Origin of the sequence: Scytonema millei VB511283, assembly GCF_000817735.3 — a bacterium.
Taxonomy (GTDB): Bacteria; Cyanobacteriota; Cyanobacteriia; order Cyanobacteriales; family Chroococcidiopsidaceae; genus Chroococcidiopsis; species Chroococcidiopsis millei_B.
Window position 1 is genome coordinate 1 of the sequence record NZ_JTJC03000008.1, and the last position, 23,656, is coordinate 23,656.

Below are 23,656 nucleotides of genomic sequence, written 5' to 3' on the forward strand. Positions count from 1 at the left end.
TCCCAAGAACTTGAAAAGTTACCAACAAGCCGTAATTAATGCGGAGCAGGAGTTTGAGCTAGAAGTGTTGGCGGAGGCAGAAGGGGCGTGGCTGCGAGTCCCAGAATCAGTCGTCGAATCAGATCCGCGCTGGCAAAAATTAGCAGGCAATGGGGTAGTTAAAGCCAAGTGGGAAGGCGTTTCGCTCAGGTTATGTGCTGCTAACAATCTACACCTGGTCATGAAAAAAGAATACGAAGAAGCTGCGACATCACAACAGGAATGTTGCGTAAAATGCCAGTACTTCAACGAAAAAAGCGGTTGTTGCGAATGTGGCGACAGCCCGCTAGCAGAACACAAAGTCGATCCTCGGGGATATTGCTTAGAGTATATTCCGCGTAAATTCACCTAGATCGACGCAGAATGCATACTGCGATCCAGTCATTGAATTTCATCATCAAAATCGTCATCGTCATCGTCATCGAATCGATTTCGATACGTAGCATTTACATAGACAAGCGGTCGGGCAATTCAAAGCTGAAGTCTTAGGCATTAATAACAGGCAAAGAAACCCAAACTCCAGTTTGACTGTAGAAATCTTCCCGCTGCACCAACTCAAAATCACCTGACAGAACAGCTAACCAAGTTTTGACTAATAGCACTTTTCGATCTGACTCTAGTGTAGATGAAGACTGTATTTGTTCTACCAGCTCAATCAATGGTAAACACCTAACTGACGCACTTATAAAACAATCGGCGATCGCACGCTGCCACATCGAAAAATCTTCAGTATGGGCAAGCGCAATTATGAAATCTTTTTGCTCTGCATCAGATAGGGTTGAATTATCTTCTGCTTCTAGTTGTCTTACCATTGCCAATACTGCTGACTTATCTACTTGTCCGACAAGAGAGTTATTGGTAGCGATCGCAGTTGGGGGCTGTCGATTTTGGGGATACTGTACTGCTTGGGGTGGTTCAATAAAATCGGATAGATCTAAATGGAGCGACTGCACGAATAGATCGGCACATTCATCGACATCTACAACTGGTTCGGTTGGATTGTATTGGGTTTCCCATTCCCAAATTAGTGACTCTGCCCGTGCCGCGTAAACTGCTGCGATTCGCGCTACCCCCTCAGCTCCGATCGCTAACTGTTGTGCCAGATCGCCATGCTCCATCACCCGATCTAAGGACAGCAGCAGCGATCGCACGTCCGCCGACTCAGGGGACTCGATTGCAACATCCAATGCCTGCCACAAATCCAATTCGAGCTGTACGATTTCCACCACGTTTTTAGCTATTGGGATGCATTGGACAAGGGCGAATCGGGCAGTTGGTTGGATGCAGTTCTACCGTAGAACGGAAGCGCTCGATCTTGACTCTACTATGACTAGAAAATCCCTCTAATATCCTCATCAATAACATTCTCACTTGTGCTTCTGCCAGCCCCAAACAATGTACTGGTTCAATTTTTGCCACTCGATGGTTGCCCATCCACAGTTCGGCTCCAATTGCGTGTAGGGGCGAGTCTTTTGTTTCTCGGTAGAAGTGAGCAATTGCTGCTCCAAGGGCGGGAGCGGGAATTTCCAGAATTGCTGTATGCGTTGGCTGCGAAAGTTCTGGCGCGATCGATTGGCGGCGGTGTTGTTTGCGATTGTAGTTTCGCACTCCTCGATGGCGGTAGTAGGAGCGGCGATTGTGACAGCGCTCGTCATCCCAACAGCGATCGCCTTCTTGTCCGTGTTTGAGCTTGGCTTCAGTGACGCTCAACTTCGAGCATAACCTGCATTTTTCCTGGCTGGGGCGAGACATCACTCCTCCCTCAACGGTGCGAGTAAGTTTTCCAGCCAAAGGTTATCCGACTCGGATAACGGTGGAGGCGGTGGTGAGGTGCGATAGTCGATTGACAGATCGTAAGCTGCCTCGTCGTAAATAGCATTCAAGACAGCAGCCAGATCGAGGGGTACGTCAGGATCGGGCTGGCGCAGTGGCACGGGGATCGCGGGCAACCGATCTTGCAACCCCAACGTCCAAACATCTACCACGCCGGAGGAGGCGCGAGTTAGCTCAATTAAATATGGCACGCTTGGCAAACGCGGATGGTTGAAAGGGCGACTACCTCGGCGCAGCAAGTCCAGTTCGATTAAGTTGACTCCTGCTTGGTAAAGGCGGTGGCGTTTTTGGCGGTATCCAGCCAGTCCTGGTTCGCGCTTGTTGACGGGAGACAGAATTTCGATACAAGTTACCAAGACGTTGAGTGCGGTGTCGCGGATTTCCACAGTTGGCACGCGGACTTCAACTGGTTGCAGCACGGGCAGCGTTAGTTGAGCGGGTGTCGTAGCGATCGCACCAGACTGGTTTGAGTATAGCGCACCAGTTGGAGCGGTACGAACCTGAAGTACTTCCACGTCGGGGTAGAGAATCCCGACTTCGGCTTCTGGAGCGTTATCTTCCACTAAATAAATTTCCAGCCTAGCCGTATAACGGGGACGCAGTAGCGGCACTAACACTTGGCGAATCTTGTTTGCCAATGCCGAATGCACGTCCGACCACAAGTATCCCTCAAGATAAGGGTCCATCCCTGGAAAGGGCGAAGGCATAAACGCAAAGCCGATGACAATCTTCTGTATTGTACAACTTGCCAAACCGATAATACTGGACTACGAGCGTACGTCTGCAAACTACGCCAGTTATAGAGTCGCTGTTAACGCACTGACTTGAGGCTGTCAATACTCTTAGTAAACAAATCGGTGAAGATGCTCATAACCGGACGCGATCGCACTTTGACATTTGTGCTAACCGATATCCCCAATTGTAGTGACACGCTTCGCCATACTCACCACTACCTTTTTCCAAACCGTGCATCATTTGTATATATTCGTCACTTATTACACGAAGTTGTTTGAGCCGTGTTACCGAGATGGGTGGTTAGTGGAATTGAACGGTGTATCCTAGTTTGGTCAGTTTATTCATTACCGAGCGCTAATTCTTCTCGGCTTTTTCTTTGAGGGTAAATTTCTGGAAATTAATGTGCGCCAGCTCGTACCTCAAATGAAAACACAGCCCTAATTAACTTGACTCGTTCATCCAAACTAGGTGTGTCAACAAATGATCAGTTGACGAGACTTGCTAGTGCAGTGACAAGAGCTGCTGTCCAAAGTTCAAAATCTGGGCGCTGATGACTATAGTATTGTGCTGCTGTCATTCCAGCCTATCTCAAATAAATGACAATACCACTTCGATGGAGAAGATAGGAAGATAGTTACGGTTGAAAATCGCTCTAAATCTTCTATAGTTTAAGTTATGGCGGCATGATACTCATCTCAAGAGTTATATGATTACCCTACCTGGTATCATCATCCAAGCCAAGCTTTATGAAAGTTCAGCAACTCTTGTGTATCAGGGGATTGGAGAGCAAGATCGTCGTGCAGTTGTCGCTGAAGTCCTCAAGCAAGATTATCCCTCCTCCCAAGAATTAACCCGCTACAGACAAGAATATGAAATTACTCGTTCCCTCAACCTAGAAGGTGTGGTCAAGGCATACAGCCAGCAAAACTATCAACGCACGCTGGTCATCCTTCTAGAAGACTTTAGCGGCGAGTTTTTAGAACGCTGGCGACAGCAGCAATCAGACTTCTACTCCATGCCTAGTGCGAATTTTCTGAGGCTGGCGATCGCCATTACCGATATTTTAGGCAAAATTCATGCCGCTAATGTGATTCATAAAAATATCAACTCAAGCAATATCGTCCTGAATCCGAAGACTGGCGTTGTCAAAATGATTGATTTTGGGATTGCTACTCGTTTCAGCCGCACCAATCCAACGTTTAAAAGTCTCCATCTTCTAGAAGGAACCCTTGCCTACTTATTAAACCGGCAATGAAAGGTACGAAAAGAAGTCTAGGTTTTTCAAAGGTTCTAGCTTCAAAAATGCACTCTCAATTATTGCCGGAGTAATAGGTAGAACAAATGAATTTCGGAACGTGTTGCGAGTAGACATCGGTGATTTCACCTCCTGAAAAAATGGAAAAAGCTGTTGAATATAGTTCATTGGCAGCAAACTTAAGAATTAATCAACATATACGATTTCATCTTCTTTGCGCCAAGCAGGATCTACGATACATAGAAATACCAAAGGTTCAACACCATAATTACGAACAAATTGCTTAGAATTGGGTGGAATATAAACTGTGTCACCTGGTTCTATTGTCTCACTTTCATTGTCTATATGCATTTCTCCTTCACCGCTGAGGATGTAGTAGACTTCAGAGGTCTTTAAAGAATGCGGTTTAGAAGTTTCTCCTACTGGTAAGATTGCGTGCGCTAAACTGTAGCTTAACTCAAGAGGTTGCTTATCAGGATGTAAAAGCTCTCTCAATTTAGTACCATCTCCAGCAGCAAAGGTTTTGCGTTCACTCAATTTTTGAATCAGCATTGATTAGACTCCTGAATACAACAAGGATGAACGATTTATTGACACGTCTTGAATTTCAGATTTCATGCACAAAAACAGAGTAGTAGGGTGGGCATCGTCCACCATTTTGTAAAACCCTTCACAGTAAGGTTTTGTGGGCACTGCCCACCCTACTGGCTTTTGCAAATCATTTACGCCGCGCTGCTGGTTTCATTCTTGACCTCGGTTTTGATGACGAAAGCTTTTAATTCGACCATCTTGCCGCCGCGAAAGCGCCAGACATCGCAGTAGGAGTAATGAGTTGCGTTCCCGTCTTCGTCCTTGATTGTGAGGTCGCCCAGTGCCGTGACGAAATCACCCTCAGCGATTAAGTTAGCAACCATAAACTTTGGTGGCTCTATGTATGTCGTTGCTATCCATTGGCGAACGGCTACTTTTCCTTTCAGGGACTTGTCGCCGATAAATGTCCATTCCGTATCGTCGGTGCAGAACGACAAGAATCCTTCATAGTTGCCTAGCGCGATCGCCGCGTTTGCCGCTTCTAAGATTGCTTTATTGTTCTCTGACATCAGGATCTCTCCTTTGTTCAAGATTGTGTAGGATGTGTGAGGCTCTATTGTTGCCAGGGAAGCGGCGATCGGTAGAGGTTTTCGCGCATATCCAGGACTTCCCAAGTTGTAGGGTTCACTTGCCCTGTGACTGGGATTTTGTACCGTTGCTGTAAATCTCGTATCGCAGAAGCTGCGATCTCACCATAGATGCCATCGACGATCGCACCATTTGAATTGCCTAATCTCACGCCTGCGGCTCCTAAAAAGCCATTGTCTTGAAGAATGCGTTGTAACAATTGTACGTTTCTGCCGCGATCTCCTTGGCGCAAGGTGGGTAAGGTTAAATCAGTGTAGGCAGTTGCAATCAGAATCGGTGATGGTTGTTGTGAAGGAATGCTTTGTGCGATCGCCCGATGAGTGAAGGCGCCTCCGAGCAATCCGATAGCGAGCGTTAGTAATCCGAAAATGGTTCGAGGTTTCATGATTGTTCTCCTGATGGATTGGTTCTAGTTCATTTCGGCATCATCCACAACTGACATTAACGTTCAGGATTCACTTGCCATGTAACAACAATGATTTCTGCAAACAGTAAGACAACTATTAGCCGCGAAAACGCTTGTAAAATGGCTTCCATCGCCCAGTTCTGACTCTGAACCTCCCAGATCGTCACAACAATGTTGAATCCAATCACCAACCAGGGTAGAATGACCGCTGAATTCCGTCTGCGATAGAAGCGGATCGTCATCTCACGCCAAAATGGGAAAGTACTGAAGAGGCAAACAAGGTAGGATACTCCTGCACTGACGAACAGGCTGGTTTGAAGACCCGAAGGCAGGTTTGGGTATCCCAGCGCGATCGCGGTCAGACAAATTCCCAGCGCGAGATACAGGAAAGTAAACAAGGTAAATCGTTTCATTGCTTTCTCCAATAAAGCTTATTCTCTGTACCAGACCCGCACAGATTGAAAGCAATTGATTGTAACGCCTTGACTGATTATCACTGGGTAGAAGCCATTACTGGTTGTCAATCCGTAGTCACCATCACTTGTGCCTTCTATCCGATCGGGTAAAACAACGGTTTCAACATTGATCGCCTGGATCGTTCTACTTCCGATCCACTGATTGACAACACTCACAACCTCAGAGAAGGATTCATACTCGGAAGCTCCCCCGAAGGGTCCCCGTTCTGTAATCCGAGGCGCAAAATCTTTGCACTGAATCATTTGATTTACCACCTTAAAACTGTAGAGTTGAGCATCAATTCAAGTAGTGGGCATCGCCCACCATTTTTAAAACCTTTCTTTGTAAAACTTTTCACGGTAAAGCTTTGTGGGCAGTGCTAGCCCTACGAGATCTATTCCAAAACTTAAGGCAACCTTGCCAGTAAACCGCTAAGAACAGAGGTGAAAGCATGAAAGCTGATATGGGCTAACATTGCAGCTTCTAGCGAATATTGCCAAAAGAGCCAGCCAAACGCAATCCCCACAATCCCATTCAGTAACAACGCCCGAATAATCACAACTGGAGTGAGGGAAACGATCGCGGCAGTCGCTGGCAGGTGTAGTAGTCCAAATACCAACGCGGCTAGAACGATCGCACCCTGGTAAATCCCTTGACTTGGCAACGTAACGCCTTGTTTTAGCCCTTTCCACGCGATCCAAACAAACAGCGACATTAAACCCAGCGCATCAAAATTTCCTCAGTGATGCCGCCATAGAACATTGCTGTGAGCAAATTCAACCCACTTGGCTCTGTATTATTGGCTGCCCGTAGCGCTTCAGGTAGGACAGGTTGCATCAACTGATCGAGCAACAAGAGAACGATCGCTGCCGCTGCACCCACACCCAAGCTCCACTTCATCTCAACGACAAAAGATGGAGACTTAGCGGTGTGAAACACCCAACGATCGATAAAATGGGAGCATAATCCAACACGATAGGCACAACCAATTCCGATCAGAATGCTGATTGCCAATAGAATTGAATACTGTAGTCCTTGCAGAAGCATTAAAATCCACAATGGAGGTACTTTTTCCAGTATTTCTGGCGACAGTTTCGCTAACTGTTGCTCGACTAAAGGAATAGACGCGATCGTGAACATCACAATTCCCACACTGCCCAATACAAATAAAATCCCGAATTGTTTCAGAATTGCCATTGGTTTAATCTCTGCGGGTCAAATTCCCCGCCGCTCTGCGGCGTAAAATGTGAGGAATGAGCGAATATATTCATAAAAGTCATAACGTTACGGTGTTGCTTTACCATTTGGTGTTTCCCGCAAAGTATAGACGAGCTGTGTTCGACGAACAGGTAGATGCAGTTTTGAGGGAGGTGTGTTTAGAGATTGAGAAACGCTATGAAATCAAGTTTGTCGAAATTGGTGTGGACAAAGACCATGTGCATTTCTTAGTACAGTCAGTGCCAACTTATAGTGTGACCAAGCTGGTAACAATGCTCAAAAGTCTCACAGCCAGAGAAGTATTTAAACGCTGTCCGCAAGTGAAACAACAGCTGTGGGGCGGCGAGTTTTGGAGTGATGGGTATTTTGCGAGTACAGTTGGAAAACATGGTGATGAAGGGATGATTGCCAGGTATGTGAAAAAACAGGGGAATGACTATCTCAAATTGCATCGAGATGAGCAATTATCTCTCTTTTGATTCTGATACCCCGTCCGCTTGCGGCGGGGTAGTTCATTCTCCAAATGATCCGTCCTATCAGCCTATGCCAGCGGCAACCACCACTGGGATCGTGGGCAGGTTGACGACGGCGTGAACGACAACAGCGGGCCAGACCGATCCACTACGGCGGAAGATTTCGGCGGTGATGAGACCGACTATTAGGGCTACGGGGAAGACGGTGTTGATGCCGTGGGCGATCGCGAAGATCAAGGCGCTGCCCACAACCCCAGGAACCGGACTATGTCGAAGCAGGGCATTGGTGATGACACCCCGGAAGAGCAACTCCTCGCCCAGGGGTGTGAGAAGTCCGAGGAACACCGTCGCCAGGATCAGGGATAGTATCCCGCCGCTGCCACCTTCCCCGTACATAGCCTGGACGTTGGTGCTGTCCCCGGTGATCTGAATCCAGGCCAGAGCCGCCAGACTCTTGAGGACAAAAGCAACCACTCCTGCTGCGACTCCGATGAGCAGCCACCGCCGAGAAGTCGGGCGGACACCGAAGGGGCTTAGGGAACGGATACGGAGCAGCACAGCGGCGGCGAACCCGGCGATGCCAGCGATGCCAGACAGCGCGGTGAAAACCAGTCCGTAGACCACGGGATCGAGTCCAAGCCGCGAGAGTTGCAAGCCACCGCCGATCCCGACTACGAAAAAGACGACAAGACCAACAATGGCTTCGGGCCACTTTGGACGTGTGAGCCGGTTGTGTGCAGGCCGACTAGAGAACTCGGCAGTATCTTCTGACTCCTGCGGGTGGTTAGAAGAGAATTTAGACATGATGATCAACTCCTTTGGTACATTTGCTTATGGTTGTACGAACTGATGAGATCACCAACGACCCTTCTGATGGCTCTAGGAAACGGGTTCGGATGCTTCGTCGCGTTTGAACAACCGGAAAACGATCACCAGGAAGACGGGAATCAGCACGAGAGATGTGATGTCGTAGAATCTCGCATGGTACTCGCTGATGCTGAACAGGGCTGGCGTGGTGAAGAAGCTTCCAGACCAGTTGAACAAGAGAAAGTACGCAATGTTGTTGGCGAAGTGTGCGCCGATCGCAAGCTCGGTCGTGCCATCGATCAGTGAAACGATCGCAAACAGCAGACCCGTGCCGACGAAGAGTCCGAGGAACATCCCAATCCAGCCACCCTCCTGTGACTCCGGATTGGTGGCGTGCGGCAGGGTGAAGATTACAGCCGAAACGATCGCCAGAAACACGCGGTTAGACCAGATCAGGCTCGCGCCCTGCACGATGTACCCGCGAAAGAAAAGCTCCTCGGTGGTCGTCTGGATCGCAGTGATGACCAGTGCGATCGGCACGAAGAGCGCGAACGTCTTGAGGTCGGAGTTGAAGGAGAAGCTATCGGGGTAAAGGAGGTACTGCCCCAGCCCGCCTAGCAGCACCCACGGCACGAACCCAGCCACGAAGCCGTGACCGACGCGATGCCAACTGATCTTCTCCCGCGCTGTGACGAGCGTCCGGGGATGACGCTGGTGGATGAGGGAGACAGCGATGAGGATTCCCGCGAGAAACACCGGAAAACCCGCCATGACCACGACGAAGCCTCCCACGGAACCGAACGCAGCGTAATCCAGCCGACTGAATGCCGCAACACCCTCCCGACCGCTGAGCGCAAGCGCGACGAGCGCACTGGCGAAGTTAGCGGCGACCATCCATGCAAAAAGGATGATCATCAGCCCTAGAAGATACCGCCACCACCGATACTTACCCCACCGGGCAGCCTCCACGTAAGTCGCGTCTTTCACTTCCGTTCCGATTCCCTGCTTTCTTTTGATTGCTTTGATCTTCATCTTTGTCTCCTTTACTCGTATACGTAGTGCTTGGATCGGGTCGCTAGTTGCCTCTGCTATTGTTTTCCGGGTTCGACGGGATCACCGACCACCCCACCAGTGGCTACACGCACGGCGTGGGCCATGTGCTTGATCGGGTTGCCGATAGAGGCGCGATCTGCTCCCGCCATCAGCGCGGCACTGACATCTTCACTAATGACCCGCAAGACTGCGGTGGCTGCTGCCGCGTGCAGCCGCACCTCGATATCGTCAGCCGAACGGCGCAGGCGATCCGCGATGATCTCAGCCATCTCGCGCTCTATTCGATCGTTAGTCATTAGCCAAGCCGCACGCAGATCCGGCTCTTTTTCAGCCAGCACGGTCATCTTGATCACAGCCTCGTCATAGGACTGCCGATCGGGATCTCGGGGTCGGTTCGTCGCCCACTCGACGAGGTGATCTTCGAGGGAAACCTCCCGAGGCCAGCGGCGCAACACCGCCACAAACTCCTCGACATCCTGCGCCAAGACCGGCTCAGCACAGCTTTCCTTGTTGCGGAAGTGCCGCCAGAGGGTTCGCACCGAGATTCCAACCGCGCTTGCGATTTGCTCGCCGCTCGTGGCAGCAACACCGTGTTCCCAGAACAAACGCGCTGCCTCCCGCGAAATCTCCAGACGTACCCGCTGTTGCCGTTGTGCATTCATCCCCCCTGATTTGCGATTGCCTGATTTGTGATTGCTCCTCGTGTTGCTGTCACCATCACTCGTCATGACCGTCTTTCTTGTCATATTTGTCATTTAATGACATTTTGTCACTAAATGACATACCTCACAGGAGGTAGCTTTTGCAGATGATTTATGCTGCGCTGCTGGTTTCAGCCTTGACCTCAGTTTTGATGACGAAAGCTCTTAATTCGACCATCTTGTCGCCGCGAAAACGCCAGATATCGCAGTACGAGAATCAGCCACCTTCCCGTCTTAGGTTTAAGCGGCATAACGTTCCCGCTTACCGGACGCAGATCACCTGTGCCTGTGACCAACAACCTATATTCGTTCTGGTGCAGAGGGTTTGTTAGCTGGTTTTTGTTGCATCGAACATGGAACTTTATGAGTTCAACGTCTTTTCAATCCGGCGATCGGGAATGAGCCACAGGACTGCAACCAAAACGTATAACGCACAGGCAAGCCAAGAAGTTGCAAAAGCAAGTGGAATTGTAACTGCATAAATCAATACCGATAACTTGCCTTTAAAATCCCGACCCAGAGCGTTTGCAAGTGTGGAACCTTGACCGTGGTGAAAAATCAGCGTGCGGGTCAGAGTGAAGTAGGCGATCGCAGCCAACAATAGAACCACACCATAAAGCGCAACAGGCAACGCAGCAAAGTGATTTTCACCCATCCATGCGGTGGCAAAGGGAAATAATGATAACCAGAACAACAAATGTAGGTTCGCCCACAAAGTTGAACCATTCACTTGTCGGACTGCCTGAAACAGGTGATGGTGATTGTTCCAGTAGATCCCAACATACACGAAACTCAACACATAGCTTAGAAAGGTTGGAATCAGCGGACGTAGCGCAGCTAAATCTGACTTATGAGGTGTTTTTAACTCCAATACCATAATGGTGATAATAATAGCAATTACCCCATCACTGAATGCTTCTAACCTACCTTTAACCACTTTTGGGTATGCTCCTTGTCTGCTTACCGCGTTGTATAACTGCCGTTTGCAAAAATGGTTGTCCGGTTATCCACCATCCATCAGTATCGCTAAGTGGCAGCAGATCGCCTCAAACTTCGTATCAAGATCGCTAAGCCATCCGTTTCAGCAATTTGTTAGCCTTACACAGTTGGGGTGCGTTCCAGGGCGACTCGATCCCAATGTCCTAAATTTGCTGCTGCTTCATAAGTGCTTTGGAGAAAAGCAAGGAGTACCGCATCTGGTTCGCCAGCTTGTCTTACTACCTCATAGGGTAGGATAAACTCTTGCAACTCCGAGCTATAGAATGCCTCCTTAGGCTGAACAGGGTAATCGCGGAACCCTTCCGGCGCAGGGTAAGCATAAGCGTAAAAAACAGGCTCCACAATTGACCCACCCCCTGGCCAAAAGCCGCAACTACTGACTTCGTGTGAATAGGCTTCTCGTGTGACCCAATCTGCCATATTCGGAACTCCCCCTGGATGCTCTGGCGCACGACGACCGGAGAAACGAGTCATAGCGAGATCGAAGCTGCCCCAAAAGAAATGCACAGGGCTGGATTTACCAATAAACTGCGAACGGAATAAGGTCATGACCCGATCGACTTGCACGAGAATTCGCCAGAACCGTTGTGCATATTCCGGATCGTAAGCTGCATGTCGATCGTCCCGCTCGAACGGGATTGGTTCTGACACTTCTTGCGGCATCGTCCAGATTCGGACTTCGATGCCGATGTTGCTCAATGTGGTCAGCACCGTTTGGTAAAAATCTGCAACAGAGCGAGGAGCCAATGCAATTCTTTTAGTGATGCCGTCGCTAGTGTCGATTTGTAGTTGATGGTCGAGAAAATCAAAGCTAATTTGAAAGTTACGAGTTTCGTAAGGGATTGAAGCGGTTGTCAGTCCACGCGGTGTGACATAGAGAGTAGATTGCCACCAGTGGTTGAGTTTAGGAGCTAGTGCCAACCGAATTTTACCGATGATTTGTGTCCATAAATGGACGGTTGTATATGTATCCTGCCAGGCTGCTAGGGGCAAACTGGGCCAAACGATGTCAATGGGAGTACCTTGAACAGAAACTGCCATAAGAAGCCTTCACTTGAGGAAAATATGCTAAAAAGTGAGAAGAGAATCTAGATGAAATCAGAATCGCTATCAATCGCTATCAATAGTCTTTTCCCTGTTTATCTGCAAAACACCATAACCACTGCTCTCCCAATTCAGCCGAACTAACCACTGCATGACTGGTTGCCTCATAATGACGGCGAGCATGTTGATGCTCAGAAGAATCACAGCACAGCATCTTACCACAGGTTTGGCAAATCCGCAGGTGTACCCAGCGGCTATTTATTTTCATGCACTCTTCACAACGAAATACGGGATAAGCTGCTTTAGAAATCAGGTTTTCCGCAGTTAGATTGTTGAGATGTTCGCAGGTCATAGTTTTTTGGTATCTTTGATAGGAGACAACGGTGAACAGAATGATTGAGGCTGATGTGAAACCTGAAATTAGGGGCGCGTCCTTCTCCTCAACGTAGTCGCCGAATCACCCCGTTGCCGCTTGTGCAAAATTCACGGAACAATTGCAGTCACGCGGATTTCAATCCGCATCGTTGGAAGCGCAAGCGCCGCGACTCCTACCTCTGTCCAAATTGGGGCGCGATCGGGCATGTAATGACGAAATAGCTTGACCATCACCTCGTTAACCTCTGGGGGAAACCCGCCAACATGGTAAGAATTGATGTGGACAACATGATCCCAACCCGCACCAGCAGTCGCCAAGGTTCGCTCTACGTTCCGAAACGCCTGAGCAATTTCGTCTGCGAGCGATTTGGGAATTTGCAGATTGTCATCCCAGCCACCTTGACCTGATATCTCTACTCGATCGTCAATTTTTACCGCTTGCGAGTAGTGCAATCTACTCAGCATGTATTCCCCATAACCAGGGGTGACAAAAAACTCTGGCTTTTTCATGGTGTTCCTATTGATGAAAAGCTTGCTCTAACATTTAGTTGCTATGACTAGCACGATCGATTAGTGTATTCGAGGGCAAGTTCCGATTCATCAATTTACGCGCACTATCAACGCCCACAACAGGCAGTTTTTCAGCATCCAACAAGCCGATTTGAACCAAGACACTCGCCTGATCCCAGTAGAGGTGTTCATGGGCTATCTTGCCATCACGAAACCGAATAATCCCCACCACTGGCACTTCAACCCGTTTCCCAGTCGGAGCAACGCCAGGGATCATCCAGTTCATCTGAAGCGTATGCGTGAACTTAGCCACCATTTCATCAACGAGTTGATCCATCCCGATCGTGCGCGAAATCGGAACTAGCTCGAGGTCTGGCGGAATCTGGGGAATGAAGTCTTTGGAATAAAACTCACCCACTGCTGCTTTTCCGACTCCCCCAGTCATCACTGGAATGTTATTCACATAAGCGTCCTCAACCATAGTAGCGAGAGCATCTTCAGGGCTGTGAGTACCAAACTCGTGCCCGATATGCTCTTCCCAGACCGCTTGCAAGGCTTCCTGAGCGGGTGTCAGGCTTGGAGTTGCCTGTACTGCCTGTTTGTCTGCTGTTTGCTCTTTGACCATGTTGAATTCTCCTAAGTTCTATCTAAACTGCATTGATTCCAATGCTTTACTTCTTTCAGATCCTTACAATGATTCGTCAGATTCTTACGAGTTGCGCGTCTATCCAGCACATCACACCCAGGGTGCCTGTCCGCTAGATGCGGTGAGTTCAAGACGCTACGCGATGGTGATGGAAAGACGGATTGCGGACTCGTCAGCCGTAGTGGTGGTTTGAGCTGTTTGTGAATTCATAGTTTTGAGCGATTGGATTAGAGTGATGCGGTTGCTTCAATTTCAGGTGCATAAATCGTTTCGTCTTCTTTGCGCCAAGCTGGATCGACTAGACAAACGAAAACAATGGGTTCATCGCCGTAGTTGTGAAGGAACTGGATTGCATTTGGAGGAATGTAAACCGCATCGCCTGGTTCAATGCGACGAACTTCACTGTCGATCGACATTTCTCCAACACCGCTAATGATGTAATAAACCTCAGAAGTCTTTAGGGAATGGGGAATCGAAGTTTTGCCAACAGGCAAGATCGCATACGCCAAACTGTAACGCAAGTTGATGTCTTGTTTGTCAGGATGAAGCAGTTCGCGCAGAATAGTTCCATCTCCAGCGATAATTTCTTCACAGTCGTTTAGTTTTTGGATCAGCATAAGTTTAGGCTTGCAATTACACAATCGGCTCGATTTCAGGATCTGTGAATTTTGGAGGAGAAAAGGTCACTGATTATTCCTGCTGCAGAAAGTCAAGCAACACGGGATTGACTCGATCGGCATGAGTCCAGTTGATCGCGTGTGGTCCACCAGGAATGACAACCAGTTGACTGTTTTTAATCAGCTTCGGGAGTCTTGCTGCGGTGGACTCAAGCGGCAAAATCCGATCGGCATCGCCATGAACGATCAAAGTCGGTACGTCAATGCGGGGCAGATCGGCGCGGAAATCGGTGAGCCAGGACGGAACACAATCCAAAGTCCCTTTAGCAGAAGCGCCTGCTGCCACATTCCAACTTGCCTGAATTGCTTCATTGCTGATGCGATCGCCCAACAACACATCCACATTGAAGAACGCTTTGAAAAATTCAGAAAAGTAAGCTGGACGATCTTCAACGATCGCTTTCATAATGCCATCGAAAACGCTTTGGTCAACGCCCTCTGGATTGTCATTCGTCTTTAACAAAAATGGTGGCACAGGAGCCATCAGAACCGCTTTTTGCACCCGTTCTGAGCCATATTTGCCAAGATAGCGCGTGACTTCACCCGTCCCCATTGAGAAGCCAACCAACACGGTATTTTGCAAGTCAAGCCTAGTCATGAGTGTATTCAAATCGGCGGCGAAGGTGTCGTAGTCATAGCCAGATGAGGGTTGACTGGAGTTGCCAAATCCGCGGCGATCGTAGGTAATGACTCGATATCCCGCATTCAGTAATACTAATACTTGCTTTTCCCAGGAATGACCGTTGAGGGGAAACCCATGAATGAGAACAATCGGTTGACCTGTTCCCAAATCTTCATAGTAGAGATCGATGGTTGCAGAATTTTCTTGACCGACAGTAACGTAAGGCATTGCAATCTCCTATAAATACTGCATTGGATTCTTGTCTGATTTAACTTAATTACTTGCAGCAATCATGGCTGCCATCAACTGGGTCGTGTTCCAGTGTCCGATATACCGAATTCCATTGATAAACAGGGCTGGAGTAGTCGTTACTCCACTCTGTATTCCGCCTTCGATGTCTTCATTGATACAATCGACACGCGCTTGTTTAGGCAAGTCTTTGAGAAACTGAGGAATATCAAGCCCTAAATCATTGGCGTACTCGACAAGATAACCATTCTCCAGATTTTGTTGATGGGCAAATAAAGTATCGTGCATTAACCAAAACTGTCCTTGGGCAGCGGCGGCTTCGGCAGCTTGGGCAGCCCGTTGAGCATGAGGATGAATCTGTGTTTGCGGAAAGTGACGGAAGATCAAGCATAAATAATCCTCTCCAAAGGAAGCACTAAGCTCTCGTTTGATGACTTGAATCAGCTTGTAAACGTCCGCACTTCTGGAGTCTTGATAGTCTCCATACATCACCAGCACTACCTTGGCACTCAACACACCTTGAATACGATCTTGGGTTGAAGGTGGTACAAGTAAGGAACTGTGGTTACAATCGTCGTTCATCTTTCTACATCTGCATCAAGCATGGAACTTTGCAATTAACTTGCTCAATTCATTGCCTGCATGACTGTTTGCATAAATTCAATATAGGCGATCGCCTCCAAGCTGTCGTCTACAGCAAGTTAAAACTTTTGCAGTATAAATTGATAGAGCAATCATGCCATCGTGGAGTAGAAGGCTGGTTCTAACTTAAGTTAGAATCCCAATTCTATCGAAAGTACATCCTATAAATTGACAATGCCGCGTTTAACGGCAACAATCACAGCTTGGGTGCGATCGCTGACATCTAACTTATTCAAAATTCGATTGACATGAGATTTGACAGTGCCTTCACCGATACTCAAAGCATCCGCAATCTCGGCATTACTCATCCCCTGTGCCAGTGAGCGGAGTACCGCCAGTTCTCTTTCACTCAGTTCTGGATTGCTGAGGCGCTGTACCAACTTTGCTCCCACATCGGGCGGAATATACTGCTGACCCCGGTGAACGGTGCGAATGGCATTCAGAAGCTCGTCCGGTTCAGTTTCTTTCAACAGATAGCCTCTTGCACCTGCCTGCAATCCCCGATAGATATCTTCGTCGCTATCATACGTTGTCAGGACAATAATCCGAGCAGATTTAGCACTAGCACGAATTGCACCGATGGCGGCAACCCCTTCGATTTCAGGCATTCGCAGATCCATGAGCGTCACATCCGGTTGGTGTTCCTCAAATAGAACGATCGCTTGTTCCCCATTTTCGGCTTGGGCAATCACCTGCATCTCTAAGTCACGGTTAATAATCGTAGCTAATCCTTGCCGAAAAATAGCATGATCGTCCGCAATCAGAACTCGAATCGTCGTGGCTTGGCTCATCGTGCTACCCAAGGGTTGACGGTGACAATAATCTCTGTTCCTTGCCCAGGTTGACTCCTAATCGTCAGTTGTGCGTCGATGCGCTCTGCCCGCTCGCTCATGCCTAATAAGCCAAACCCCTCAGAGCATGGAATACTCCCAACTCCAAAGCCCTGCCCATTGTCTTTCACACGCAAGCAAAACCGCTCGAGATCGTAGACTAGCTTCACTCGGATTTCGTCAGCATTGGCGTGTCTGATCGCATTCGTTAATGCTTCCTGCCCAATCCGTAGTAGGTTATTCTCGACTTCAGTGGGTAGAGAATACACTGCACCCTCAATCTCATAATATAAGGTGGTGTCAGTTGCAGCAGCTCTGGTTTGAGCGACGAGACGATGGAGAGCGCTCTGTAAACTGCCCGACTCCAAAAGCTGAGGACGGAGCGCGACGACCGATCGCCGCGCTTCAGTCAATCCAGTTCGCGCCAATTCTTTGATCAGGTCTAGATGTGCCTGAGCTGCTTCTAAATCATCCGTTAGCACCTGTTTTGCAGCGCCTACCTGAGCCAGAATACCTGTAAACGCCTGAGCGAGTGTATCGTGAATTTCGCGTGCCATGCGGTTGCGCTCCTCTAAAATTGAGGCGGCTTCTGCTTGCTTCAGCGCCGTAATATCTCGCGTTAGCCAAATCACCCGATCGCGATCGATTGGTGCAATGCGAGCCGAAAACCAGGCTTCTCGTCCATTTAGAAACGTACTGTACTCGACTGTAAGGATTTGTTGGGTTCCCAGCACCTGCTGAATATAGCTTAGAAATTCATCGGCTTGTTCCTTTCCGAGTTGATGCATGGTTTGACCAATCATCTCCTCAATGGGTTGCCATAGCAGATTTGGTTCCTGTACGATTATTTCAAGGAATCGCCCTTCAGCAGTCAGTACAAATAATGGATCGGGAATTGCCTCAATTAGAGTCCGTAGCTTTGTCTCTGAGGCTTGTAGGGCTTCTTCTGCTTGCTTGCGTTCGCGTAGCGCAGCTTGCTGTTCGCTAATATCTGCAACCACTCCTTCTACACATTCATCATTCAGACGAGAAGAGTAAAGTGCCCAAAACGGCGTACCATCTCGTTTTCGCATCTGCACTTCAAAGCTTTGAATTGTACCATCACGGGTTAGCAATTCAATCGCTGAGGAGCGATCGCTGAGATTCACATAGTAGTTTACAGTATGTTCAAGCCCAATCATTTCATCGGGTGAATCAAAACCAAACAGATCGGCAAGGCGTTGATTGGCTTCGAGAATTAATCCATCCGAGAGGCGGGTGCGGTAGATACCTACCTGTGAGTTTTCAAAGATATTGCGGAACTTGGCTTCACTGCGCTGTAGGGCTGCCTCTGCAAGTTTGCAGTCGCTAATGTCCCTAATCAAACCATAGTATCCTTGGACTTGACCATTGGCACTAAAATCGGGGATGTGGGTAGCACTGATATAATTTTTGCTACCTGGGGGAATTTCTGCCTCGAAAGTGGTGCTTTGCCCTCCCAGCACTTGATTAATATACGGCTCAGCAATCTGATAAGCCGCCTCACTCACAATCTCACGAACATGTTTGCCCAGAATTTCATCTCGACTACGCTTGAACCAAACCTCATAGGCACGATTAACAAACCGATAGCGTCGATCTGCATCCACATAGCTGATATAAACAGGAAGAGCATCGGTGATGAGTCGTAATTCCTGTTCTCGGTCGCGCAGTGCGGCTTCGCTTGCCTGTAACGCTGCCGTTCGTTGGGCGACCTGTTGCTCAAGAGTGCGGTTGTAATCGGCTAGCAGTTTCTCTGCTTGTTTGCGCTGGGTAATGTCTTGAAAAGCAGCGATCGCATGAGTTATATTGCCCTGTTCGTCATAAACTGGCGTTCCCCATGCCTCAACTGGAATTGTGGTGTTGTTTTGCCGAATTTCTAGATCTTCACTCCTGGTGCGTTCGCCCTTTAACGCTCGGATAGTTGGCAGTTTCTCTGTCGGATAGATTCGATCCGTTTCCGCTTCATAAAACTGATAAACTGCTGAAATTTGCTCCTGTGCTACGGAGGGATCGGTTCCTTTCCCCATGAGCTGAATGCCGCGTTGGTTGGCATAGTAAGGGCGACCAGTCGCATCCACGATCGCAATTCCCACCGGAACCGCTTCGAGAAACTGAGCGATCTTGCTTTCGCTCTTCCGCAGCTTGGAGTAAAGGAAAGCATTTTCGATCGCGATTGCTGTTTGTGTCGATAATAGGTTCAAAACCTGCGTTCTTTCGGTTGTAAATGCTCCAACTGCTAATTTATTTTCTAAATACAATATGCCAACCAGTTTAGCCTGATTGAGTAGCGGCAAACAGAAAATAGATTTAGTTTGGTTGCGTTGAATGTATGACTCATTGATAAAAGCTCCTTCACCAATCGCTTCATTTAAAATGACAGATTCATGAGTGCGGATAACATAATTAATAATTGCTTCGGGTAAGCGATCTATAATTGGAACGGATTGCAGCACTTGCGTAATATAGACATTCTCACCATCACCATCATTTAGTTGACCAGTCGCTTCAATTACCCACCCTCCTGAGTTTTCTAGAATTAAATATCCGGTTTGTGCGCCAGCATTTTGAATTAATATCTGCATTAATAAACGCAGCAAATGCTCTAGTTCAATTTCACGAGCAATCGCTTGTGAAGCTTTCATTATCGCCGCTAAATCTAAAGCAATATCCGAGCGACTAGAGCTAGTTTCAGAAGTGGTAGATACTGACGTGAGAGTTACCTTAGACAACTGAGAAAAAAATTGTGGATAGCGATTTTCTAAATCTTTAACTTTAGCTTTTGCACCCCAGCGATTGTAGCAGTAATGGGCTTCTTTCATGTAGGTTTGGGCAAATTTTTCTCTACCTCGCATCAAATAATGTTTAGCCGCCAATTCATAAGCTAGTGCTTCTTCTTGGATAAACTCATTCTCAGCAGCACCTGCGATCGCTCGTTCGTAAAACTCTTCAGCCTCAAAAAATTGCCCTAAGACTCGCGCTTTTTCTGCCTCAACTAGATCGTATTTATGCAAATAATTCATTGGGGCATAATGCGCCCATTGTTTCATTTTCTCCTGGCTATGAGCAACTTGTTCAAGGATTTCCGACTGCGCTCGATCGCTACTTTCAAAATAGGTTCCAAGTCTTGCTAGAGAATTGTAGAGGTAGTACAAAACAAAAATGGTAGCCGCTGTGACGCAGCTTGAATAACTTTCCGCTATATCTGCGTATTCAACTGCACGAGCATTCTCAGAAAATAGATAGTATAGGAAAAGTTTGCTGAAATAGACACAAAAGATTGCAGTTCCATCATTTGCTGCTTGGTGTTGTGGTAATCCATTTTCCTCATTGTAGAATTTGCCAACTAGACGGTAGGGATCGCTCGATCGTCCCATCAAATTGGCAATCGTCTGCTGAAAAATTTGAATCCAGGTGAGTGCTACTTCTTGCTTGATTTGGCGGATTGCTTCGCTATAGGTTGCTATGTTGCCCTCAACTTCCGCGAGTTCCTTCCCCATGAAAAAGGAGTGAGTGCAGTAACCCTGAGCGCAATAGGCAGCAAACTCTAAATCCCCAGTCTCCAGCCCGCTTTGATAGCCTTCTAGTAATGGCTTGGATATTTTTCTAAGATACTCTTTCCAGTGAATGATGGAGATGTTCACGACGAACAATGTTCTAGCTCTAAGTGAATGAAGATTCGACTGCGACAAGAGCTTCAAAGCAAGCTGTCCAAACTGGTAGCCAGACTCGATGTTTCCGACTATTCCACAGAGAATTAATCCATGCAAGGCGTATGCAAAGGGAGACACCAGTGCATTGCCATACTGGATTGACAAGTTAACCTGTTTAGACACCAGTAGAGGCATTAGATCGGGAGCAGCAATCCAGGCAGCAACCGTTATCCTGGATAGGATTCGCATCGCCGTCAACTTTTCTGGCTCGGTCATTTGGGGCAAATGAATCAAGCCCTCGATCGCTTTTCCACTGAGAAGGCTTAAAATTACATCTAGCTCAAGCTGAATATCTGACTGAGTGGGCTTTTTGGGAAAATCGATCCCTAGTTGCTGCAAAACTTGCAATGCCGTATCGATCGCCTTCAATGGCTGGTTCTGTGCGATGTAAGTTTGAATTTTGACTTCATAAACTTTTATGATGTCGAGAATTGTTTTAGCTTCTTGTATAACGATCGGTGTCCAGTATTCTACCTGCTCAAAATTGCCACACAAGTATGCGACTTCTGTTGTTTCTAAAGATAAATCCAATGCTAGCTGATAATTTGTTTGCCAGCTAGAAGCTGCCAGCCATTCTCGAGCTGTGGCTAAGTAATTTTGAGCCATACTATAGGCGATGGCGGCTTTTGCTTTCTGACCTGCGATTAAATTCAAGAAAGCAATTTCAGTTCGTTTTGCGCGATCGCTGACCAACTCAATTCCCCGATTGAGATGATCGACAATTTCAAACAGTCGCTCAGATTGTTGCTCTGCTGAAGTTTTTTCAAGTAAATTGCGACCAATTTGGAGATGAACGACTTGTTTTTGAGATTCATCAATTAAAGCATAAGCAGCTTGCTGTACGCGATCGTGCGAAAACTTATACTCTTGAACTAACAAGTTTTCATCTAATTCAGATAGAGGTTGAATTAATCCAGCTTGGATTGCAGCTAGTAAATCTAGAGAAATTGCTGGCGGCGATTTTTCACAAACAAGTGCGAGAGTATCTAGATCGAATTCTGCTCCGATACAAGCGGCTAAACGAAGAATTTGCTGTGTTTCTTGTGGCAGATTCTTTAACTGGAGCAGCAGCAACTCCACCACATTATCAGTTATATCTTGGGTTTCAATCTGGGCAATGTCCCACTGCCAGCATAAGCGATCTGCATCAAAAGTCAGCAGATTTTCGCTATACAGCATTCGTAAAAATTCACATGAGAAGAAAGGGTTACCCTCGGTTTTACGTAACACTAATTGGGTGAGGGGACGCACGGTGTCAACATTGTGATGTAGCGTCTCGGCAATCAATTGACTTAACGGATCAGGCGTTAAGGGCGCTAAGATAATCTCCTGAAGCACTGCCCCTTGTTTTCTCAGTTTCTCCAGCGTTAGTATTAGTGGATGCGTTGAAGTTACTTCATGATCTCGATAGGCTCCAATCAAAAATAGATACTGGGTTTGCTCGTCGAGTAATATTAGCTCGATTAACTTCAGCGTCGCGGAGTCGATCCACTGCAAATCGTCTAAGAAGATGACCAGGGGATGCTCCTTGTCACAAAACACCCGCACAAACTTTTGAAACGTTAGATTGAAGCGATTTTGAGCTTCAGTTGCTCCAACTTCCGGTACGGGCGGCCGCTTGCCAATAATTAGCTCAACTTCTGGGATTGCATCAATGATGATTTGTCCGTTGCTGCCCAATGCCGCAAGTAAATGCGATCGCCACTGTTGCAACTGCTCGTCAGGTTCGCCTAGTAGTTGCTGTACCAATTTTTGCAGGGCATCGACGATCGCGCTGTAGGGAATATTGCGCTCGAAAGAGTCAAACTTTCCCCAGATAAAATAGCCGTGCTTTGCCGTAATGGGTTTGTAAAGTTCCTGCACCAATGCCGATTTACCAATTCCAGCGTAACCAGAAACCAACATCATTTCGACATTGAATTGTGGAGAATTCTCTGCATTTTCCCTTGCGGCTACTCTGTCAAACGCCGCTAATAATGCTTCAATCTCTCCTTCTCGCCCATACAGTTTTTGGGGAATTTGAAACTGCTCGGAAACATCTTGCCGACCTAATTGGAAGGAGTTAATTTGACCAATTTGGGCTAGTTGCCGATCGCAGCGTTCTAAATCTGCTTTAATGCCCCAAGCACTTTGATAGCGATCCTCGGCATTTTTCGCCATCAATTTCAAAATTATGTCGGAAACAGGTTTGGGAATTGTAGAATTTAGTTCGTGTGGGGGAACGGGCTGTTTGGCAATATGGCAATGAACTAGTTCTAGGATGTCGCTGGTGGGAAACGGCAACTGTCCGGTCAAAAGTTTGTAAAATGTTGCGCCCAGCGAGTAAAAATCGCTGCGGTAGTCGAGCATCCGGTTCATGCGCCCAGTTTGCTCTGGAGATAAGTAGGCAAGGGTTCCTTCCAGAAGATGGAGACTTTTAAACGTTGGGTTAGTGCGGCTGAATCGGGTGGCAATCCCAAAATCAATCATTTTGACCACGCCAGTATCTAGATTCAGGACGATGTTGCTAGGATTGATATCTTTATGAATGATGTTAGCAGCATGGATTTTGCCTAGAATGTCAGTAATGGCGATCGCTAGCCTAAGAAAATTCGCACTAGGCATGGGGTAAAAGTCCGATTGCTGCTGCCGCAACCGTTCTAAAGACTCGCCGCCAAAGTCTTCTAGCAGGATGACGAGCGTGCGCTGATAGTCCTGCTGGCTGTAAGCCTTCACTACGCCATCGATGCTGAGGGAATGGGTAATTTCATATTCCTGTTTGTAGCGGGTTAATTCTTGGGGAGAGGGGTAATTTTGCTTGAGCAGTTTGACGACGATCGCCCGCTCGTCTTGCTCTCTGATGCCCCGATACACTAGAGATGCCGAACTCTCATAGATTTTGCTTAAGATGGCAACTCCAGGTAGGGCGATCATACAACTCTCTCCCGATGAGTGTCATCAGCTGTATCATCAAGTATATCGTTTATATCATGTGCCAAGCTCCAGCAAATAACACAATTGGGCAAATTCGCCTGGTGCTGGCTCCGCTCCGCTAAACGGGTTGCTCTCTAGGGGTGCGAGGCAGTTATTCTACATCGCTAGATTTTCTCTAATAAGCGCGTCGAAATCAAATTGGTTTTAGAACTCAAATCCTGCGCGAGCTTGAAATTTAGAATCTTTGCACAGTAAGAGCTTTA

General features: G+C 47.6%; 26 protein-coding genes and 1 pseudogene. 4 read left to right on the forward strand and 23 right to left on the reverse strand.

Annotated elements, in window-relative coordinates; genetic code table 11:
* Window positions 1-391 (forward strand): annotated as a pseudogene (locus QH73_RS22240) (hypothetical protein); the annotation flags it as partial.
* 133 nt (window positions 392-524) lie between these two features.
* Here QH73_RS22240 and QH73_RS22245 read toward each other — a convergent pair.
* The 3 genes from QH73_RS22245 to QH73_RS22255 are packed head-to-tail and all read right to left on the reverse strand — an operon-like array spanning window position 525 to window position 2,579.
* On the reverse strand, window positions 525-1,265 hold the full coding sequence (locus tag QH73_RS22245; RefSeq protein ID WP_039710289.1) for a hypothetical protein: 741 nt from the start codon (window positions 1,263-1,265) through the stop codon (window positions 525-527).
* 7 nt (window positions 1,266-1,272) lie between these two features.
* Window positions 1,273-1,791: a hypothetical protein gene (locus tag QH73_RS22250; RefSeq protein WP_039710288.1), complete on the reverse strand. Its 519-nt coding sequence runs from the start codon at window positions 1,789-1,791 to the stop codon at window positions 1,273-1,275.
* Window positions 1,791-2,579, reverse strand: a complete 789-nt coding sequence (locus tag QH73_RS22255; protein WP_039710287.1) for a DUF4058 family protein — start codon at window positions 2,577-2,579, stop codon at window positions 1,791-1,793. Before QH73_RS22255 ends, QH73_RS22250 begins: the two co-directional genes overlap by 1 nt.
* 734 nt (window positions 2,580-3,313) lie before the next feature.
* On the opposite strand from QH73_RS22255, the gene QH73_RS22260 reads away from it, so the two are divergent.
* Window positions 3,314-3,862 (forward strand): protein kinase domain-containing protein, encoded by a 549-nt coding sequence (locus QH73_RS22260; protein WP_039710286.1) that lies wholly within the window; start codon window positions 3,314-3,316, stop codon window positions 3,860-3,862.
* Between the two features lie 186 nt (window positions 3,863-4,048).
* Here QH73_RS22260 and QH73_RS22265 read toward each other — a convergent pair whose 3' ends face one another.
* The 7 genes from QH73_RS22265 to QH73_RS28415 all read right to left on the reverse strand — a co-directional run bounded on the left by QH73_RS22265 (window position 4,049) and on the right by QH73_RS28415 (window position 7,100).
* Window positions 4,049-4,414: a cupin domain-containing protein gene (locus tag QH73_RS22265; protein ID WP_039710285.1), complete on the reverse strand. Its 366-nt coding sequence runs from the start codon at window positions 4,412-4,414 to the stop codon at window positions 4,049-4,051.
* 170 nt (window positions 4,415-4,584) lie between these two features.
* The gene (locus QH73_RS22270; protein WP_039710284.1) at window positions 4,585-4,962 is read right to left on the reverse strand and encodes a nuclear transport factor 2 family protein; all 378 of its coding nucleotides are present in this window, start codon (window positions 4,960-4,962) and stop codon (window positions 4,585-4,587) included.
* A gap of 44 nt (window positions 4,963-5,006) precedes the next feature.
* Complete coding sequence (locus tag QH73_RS22275) at window positions 5,007-5,426, reverse strand: peptidoglycan-binding domain-containing protein (protein WP_039710283.1); 420 nt, start codon at window positions 5,424-5,426, stop codon at window positions 5,007-5,009.
* A gap of 56 nt (window positions 5,427-5,482) precedes the next feature.
* Window positions 5,483-5,860: a hypothetical protein gene (locus QH73_RS22280; protein WP_039710282.1), complete on the reverse strand. Its 378-nt coding sequence runs from the start codon at window positions 5,858-5,860 to the stop codon at window positions 5,483-5,485.
* A gap of 18 nt (window positions 5,861-5,878) precedes the next feature.
* Complete coding sequence (locus tag QH73_RS22285; protein ID WP_039710281.1) at window positions 5,879-6,166, reverse strand: hypothetical protein; 288 nt, start codon at window positions 6,164-6,166, stop codon at window positions 5,879-5,881.
* A 143-nt stretch (window positions 6,167-6,309) separates the two neighbouring features.
* Window positions 6,310-6,618, reverse strand: a complete 309-nt coding sequence (locus tag QH73_RS28410) for a CPBP family glutamic-type intramembrane protease (RefSeq protein WP_236147131.1) — start codon at window positions 6,616-6,618, stop codon at window positions 6,310-6,312.
* Window positions 6,618-7,100, reverse strand: a complete 483-nt coding sequence (locus tag QH73_RS28415; RefSeq protein ID WP_236147132.1) for a hypothetical protein — start codon at window positions 7,098-7,100, stop codon at window positions 6,618-6,620. The genes QH73_RS28410 and QH73_RS28415 overlap by 1 nt, the downstream gene beginning before the upstream one ends.
* Before the next feature lie 56 nt (window positions 7,101-7,156).
* On the opposite strand from QH73_RS28415, the gene tnpA reads away from it, so the two are divergent.
* Window positions 7,157-7,600, forward strand: a complete 444-nt coding sequence (tnpA, locus tag QH73_RS22295; protein ID WP_039711384.1) for an IS200/IS605 family transposase — start codon at window positions 7,157-7,159, stop codon at window positions 7,598-7,600.
* 57 nt (window positions 7,601-7,657) lie between these two features.
* Here tnpA and QH73_RS22300 read toward each other — a convergent pair whose 3' ends face one another.
* The 8 genes from QH73_RS22300 to QH73_RS22335 form a co-directional block, all read right to left on the reverse strand.
* A complete protein-coding gene (locus QH73_RS22300) occupies window positions 7,658-8,398 on the reverse strand; it encodes a CPBP family intramembrane glutamic endopeptidase (RefSeq protein ID WP_039714395.1) in 741 nt (246 codons plus the stop codon).
* 75 nt (window positions 8,399-8,473) lie between these two features.
* Window positions 8,474-9,433, reverse strand: a complete 960-nt coding sequence (locus QH73_RS22305; protein WP_039714394.1) for a CPBP family intramembrane glutamic endopeptidase — start codon at window positions 9,431-9,433, stop codon at window positions 8,474-8,476.
* A gap of 56 nt (window positions 9,434-9,489) precedes the next feature.
* Complete coding sequence (locus tag QH73_RS22310) at window positions 9,490-10,182, reverse strand: TetR/AcrR family transcriptional regulator (protein WP_039714393.1); 693 nt, start codon at window positions 10,180-10,182, stop codon at window positions 9,490-9,492.
* A gap of 334 nt (window positions 10,183-10,516) precedes the next feature.
* Window positions 10,517-11,092, reverse strand: a complete 576-nt coding sequence (locus tag QH73_RS22315; RefSeq protein WP_039714392.1) for a TMEM175 family protein — start codon at window positions 11,090-11,092, stop codon at window positions 10,517-10,519.
* 161 nt (window positions 11,093-11,253) lie between these two features.
* Window positions 11,254-12,195 carry a DUF5996 family protein gene (locus QH73_RS22320; RefSeq protein WP_039711380.1) on the reverse strand — a complete coding sequence of 314 codons (942 nt, stop codon included), beginning with the start codon at window positions 12,193-12,195 and terminating at the stop codon, window positions 11,254-11,256.
* 79 nt (window positions 12,196-12,274) lie between these two features.
* Window positions 12,275-12,550: a UBP-type zinc finger domain-containing protein gene (locus tag QH73_RS22325; protein ID WP_132867472.1), complete on the reverse strand. Its 276-nt coding sequence runs from the start codon at window positions 12,548-12,550 to the stop codon at window positions 12,275-12,277.
* A gap of 131 nt (window positions 12,551-12,681) precedes the next feature.
* Window positions 12,682-13,083 carry a RidA family protein gene (locus QH73_RS22330; protein WP_039714391.1) on the reverse strand — a complete coding sequence of 134 codons (402 nt, stop codon included), beginning with the start codon at window positions 13,081-13,083 and terminating at the stop codon, window positions 12,682-12,684.
* Between the two features lie 34 nt (window positions 13,084-13,117).
* Window positions 13,118-13,708: an ester cyclase gene (locus tag QH73_RS22335; RefSeq protein ID WP_052289894.1), complete on the reverse strand. Its 591-nt coding sequence runs from the start codon at window positions 13,706-13,708 to the stop codon at window positions 13,118-13,120.
* On the opposite strand from QH73_RS22335, the gene QH73_RS22340 reads away from it, so the two are divergent.
* Window positions 13,707-13,922, forward strand: coding sequence for a hypothetical protein (locus QH73_RS22340; protein ID WP_132867473.1), 216 nt, complete (start codon window positions 13,707-13,709; stop codon window positions 13,920-13,922). The two genes, QH73_RS22335 and QH73_RS22340, sit on opposite strands and share 2 nt — an antisense overlap.
* 34 nt (window positions 13,923-13,956) lie before the next feature.
* Here QH73_RS22340 and QH73_RS22345 read toward each other — a convergent pair whose 3' ends face one another.
* The 5 genes from QH73_RS22345 to QH73_RS22365 all read right to left on the reverse strand — a co-directional run bounded on the left by QH73_RS22345 (window position 13,957) and on the right by QH73_RS22365 (window position 23,393).
* Complete coding sequence (locus QH73_RS22345) at window positions 13,957-14,346, reverse strand: cupin domain-containing protein (RefSeq protein ID WP_039714390.1); 390 nt, start codon at window positions 14,344-14,346, stop codon at window positions 13,957-13,959.
* A gap of 73 nt (window positions 14,347-14,419) precedes the next feature.
* Window positions 14,420-15,256 (reverse strand): alpha/beta fold hydrolase, encoded by an 837-nt coding sequence (locus QH73_RS22350; RefSeq protein ID WP_039714389.1) that lies wholly within the window; start codon window positions 15,254-15,256, stop codon window positions 14,420-14,422.
* 45 nt (window positions 15,257-15,301) lie between these two features.
* Window positions 15,302-15,859, reverse strand: a complete 558-nt coding sequence (locus tag QH73_RS22355; RefSeq protein WP_039714388.1) for a DsbA family protein — start codon at window positions 15,857-15,859, stop codon at window positions 15,302-15,304.
* Window positions 15,860-16,080: 221 nt separating this feature from the next.
* Window positions 16,081-16,710 carry a response regulator gene (locus tag QH73_RS22360; protein ID WP_039714387.1) on the reverse strand — a complete coding sequence of 210 codons (630 nt, stop codon included), beginning with the start codon at window positions 16,708-16,710 and terminating at the stop codon, window positions 16,081-16,083.
* Window positions 16,707-23,393 (reverse strand): PAS domain S-box protein, encoded by a 6,687-nt coding sequence (locus tag QH73_RS22365; protein WP_039714386.1) that lies wholly within the window; start codon window positions 23,391-23,393, stop codon window positions 16,707-16,709. The genes QH73_RS22360 and QH73_RS22365 overlap by 4 nt, the downstream gene beginning before the upstream one ends.
* Window positions 23,394-23,656 lie beyond the last annotated feature (263 nt).

Excerpts from the sequence above, each read along its gene's own strand:
- QH73_RS22250 (WP_039710288.1), bottom strand. The coding sequence starts at position 1,791 with ATGTCTCGCCCCAGCCAGGAAAAATGCAGGTTATGCTCGAAGTTGAGC.
- QH73_RS22255 (WP_039710287.1), bottom strand. The coding sequence starts at position 2,579 with ATGCCTTCGCCCTTTCCAGGGATGGACCCTTATCTTGAGGGATACTTG.
- QH73_RS22260 (WP_039710286.1), top strand. The coding sequence starts at position 3,314 with ATGATTACCCTACCTGGTATCATCATCCAAGCCAAGCTTTATGAAAGT.
- QH73_RS22265 (WP_039710285.1), bottom strand. The coding sequence starts at position 4,414 with ATGCTGATTCAAAAATTGAGTGAACGCAAAACCTTTGCTGCTGGAGAT.
- QH73_RS22270 (WP_039710284.1), bottom strand. The coding sequence starts at position 4,962 with ATGTCAGAGAACAATAAAGCAATCTTAGAAGCGGCAAACGCGGCGATC.
- QH73_RS22275 (WP_039710283.1), bottom strand. The coding sequence starts at position 5,426 with ATGAAACCTCGAACCATTTTCGGATTACTAACGCTCGCTATCGGATTG.
- QH73_RS22280 (WP_039710282.1), bottom strand. The coding sequence starts at position 5,860 with ATGAAACGATTTACCTTGTTTACTTTCCTGTATCTCGCGCTGGGAATT.
- QH73_RS22285 (WP_039710281.1), bottom strand. The coding sequence starts at position 6,166 with ATGATTCAGTGCAAAGATTTTGCGCCTCGGATTACAGAACGGGGACCC.
- QH73_RS28410 (WP_236147131.1), bottom strand. The coding sequence starts at position 6,618 with ATGTCGCTGTTTGTTTGGATCGCGTGGAAAGGGCTAAAACAAGGCGTT.
- QH73_RS28415 (WP_236147132.1), bottom strand. The coding sequence starts at position 7,100 with ATGGCAATTCTGAAACAATTCGGGATTTTATTTGTATTGGGCAGTGTG.
- tnpA (WP_039711384.1), top strand. The coding sequence starts at position 7,157 with ATGAGCGAATATATTCATAAAAGTCATAACGTTACGGTGTTGCTTTAC.
- QH73_RS22300 (WP_039714395.1), bottom strand. The coding sequence starts at position 8,398 with ATGTCTAAATTCTCTTCTAACCACCCGCAGGAGTCAGAAGATACTGCC.
- QH73_RS22305 (WP_039714394.1), bottom strand. The coding sequence starts at position 9,433 with ATGAAGATCAAAGCAATCAAAAGAAAGCAGGGAATCGGAACGGAAGTG.
- QH73_RS22310 (WP_039714393.1), bottom strand. The coding sequence starts at position 10,182 with ATGACGAGTGATGGTGACAGCAACACGAGGAGCAATCACAAATCAGGC.
- QH73_RS22320 (WP_039711380.1), bottom strand. The coding sequence starts at position 12,195 with ATGGCAGTTTCTGTTCAAGGTACTCCCATTGACATCGTTTGGCCCAGT.
- QH73_RS22325 (WP_132867472.1), bottom strand. The coding sequence starts at position 12,550 with ATGACCTGCGAACATCTCAACAATCTAACTGCGGAAAACCTGATTTCT.
- QH73_RS22330 (WP_039714391.1), bottom strand. The coding sequence starts at position 13,083 with ATGAAAAAGCCAGAGTTTTTTGTCACCCCTGGTTATGGGGAATACATG.
- QH73_RS22340 (WP_132867473.1), top strand. The coding sequence starts at position 13,707 with ATGTTGAATTCTCCTAAGTTCTATCTAAACTGCATTGATTCCAATGCT.
- QH73_RS22335 (WP_052289894.1), bottom strand. The coding sequence starts at position 13,708 with ATGGTCAAAGAGCAAACAGCAGACAAACAGGCAGTACAGGCAACTCCA.
- QH73_RS22345 (WP_039714390.1), bottom strand. The coding sequence starts at position 14,346 with ATGCTGATCCAAAAACTAAACGACTGTGAAGAAATTATCGCTGGAGAT.
- QH73_RS22350 (WP_039714389.1), bottom strand. The coding sequence starts at position 15,256 with ATGCCTTACGTTACTGTCGGTCAAGAAAATTCTGCAACCATCGATCTC.
- QH73_RS22355 (WP_039714388.1), bottom strand. The coding sequence starts at position 15,859 with ATGAACGACGATTGTAACCACAGTTCCTTACTTGTACCACCTTCAACC.
- QH73_RS22360 (WP_039714387.1), bottom strand. The coding sequence starts at position 16,710 with ATGAGCCAAGCCACGACGATTCGAGTTCTGATTGCGGACGATCATGCT.
- QH73_RS22365 (WP_039714386.1), bottom strand. The coding sequence starts at position 23,393 with ATGATCGCCCTACCTGGAGTTGCCATCTTAAGCAAAATCTATGAGAGT.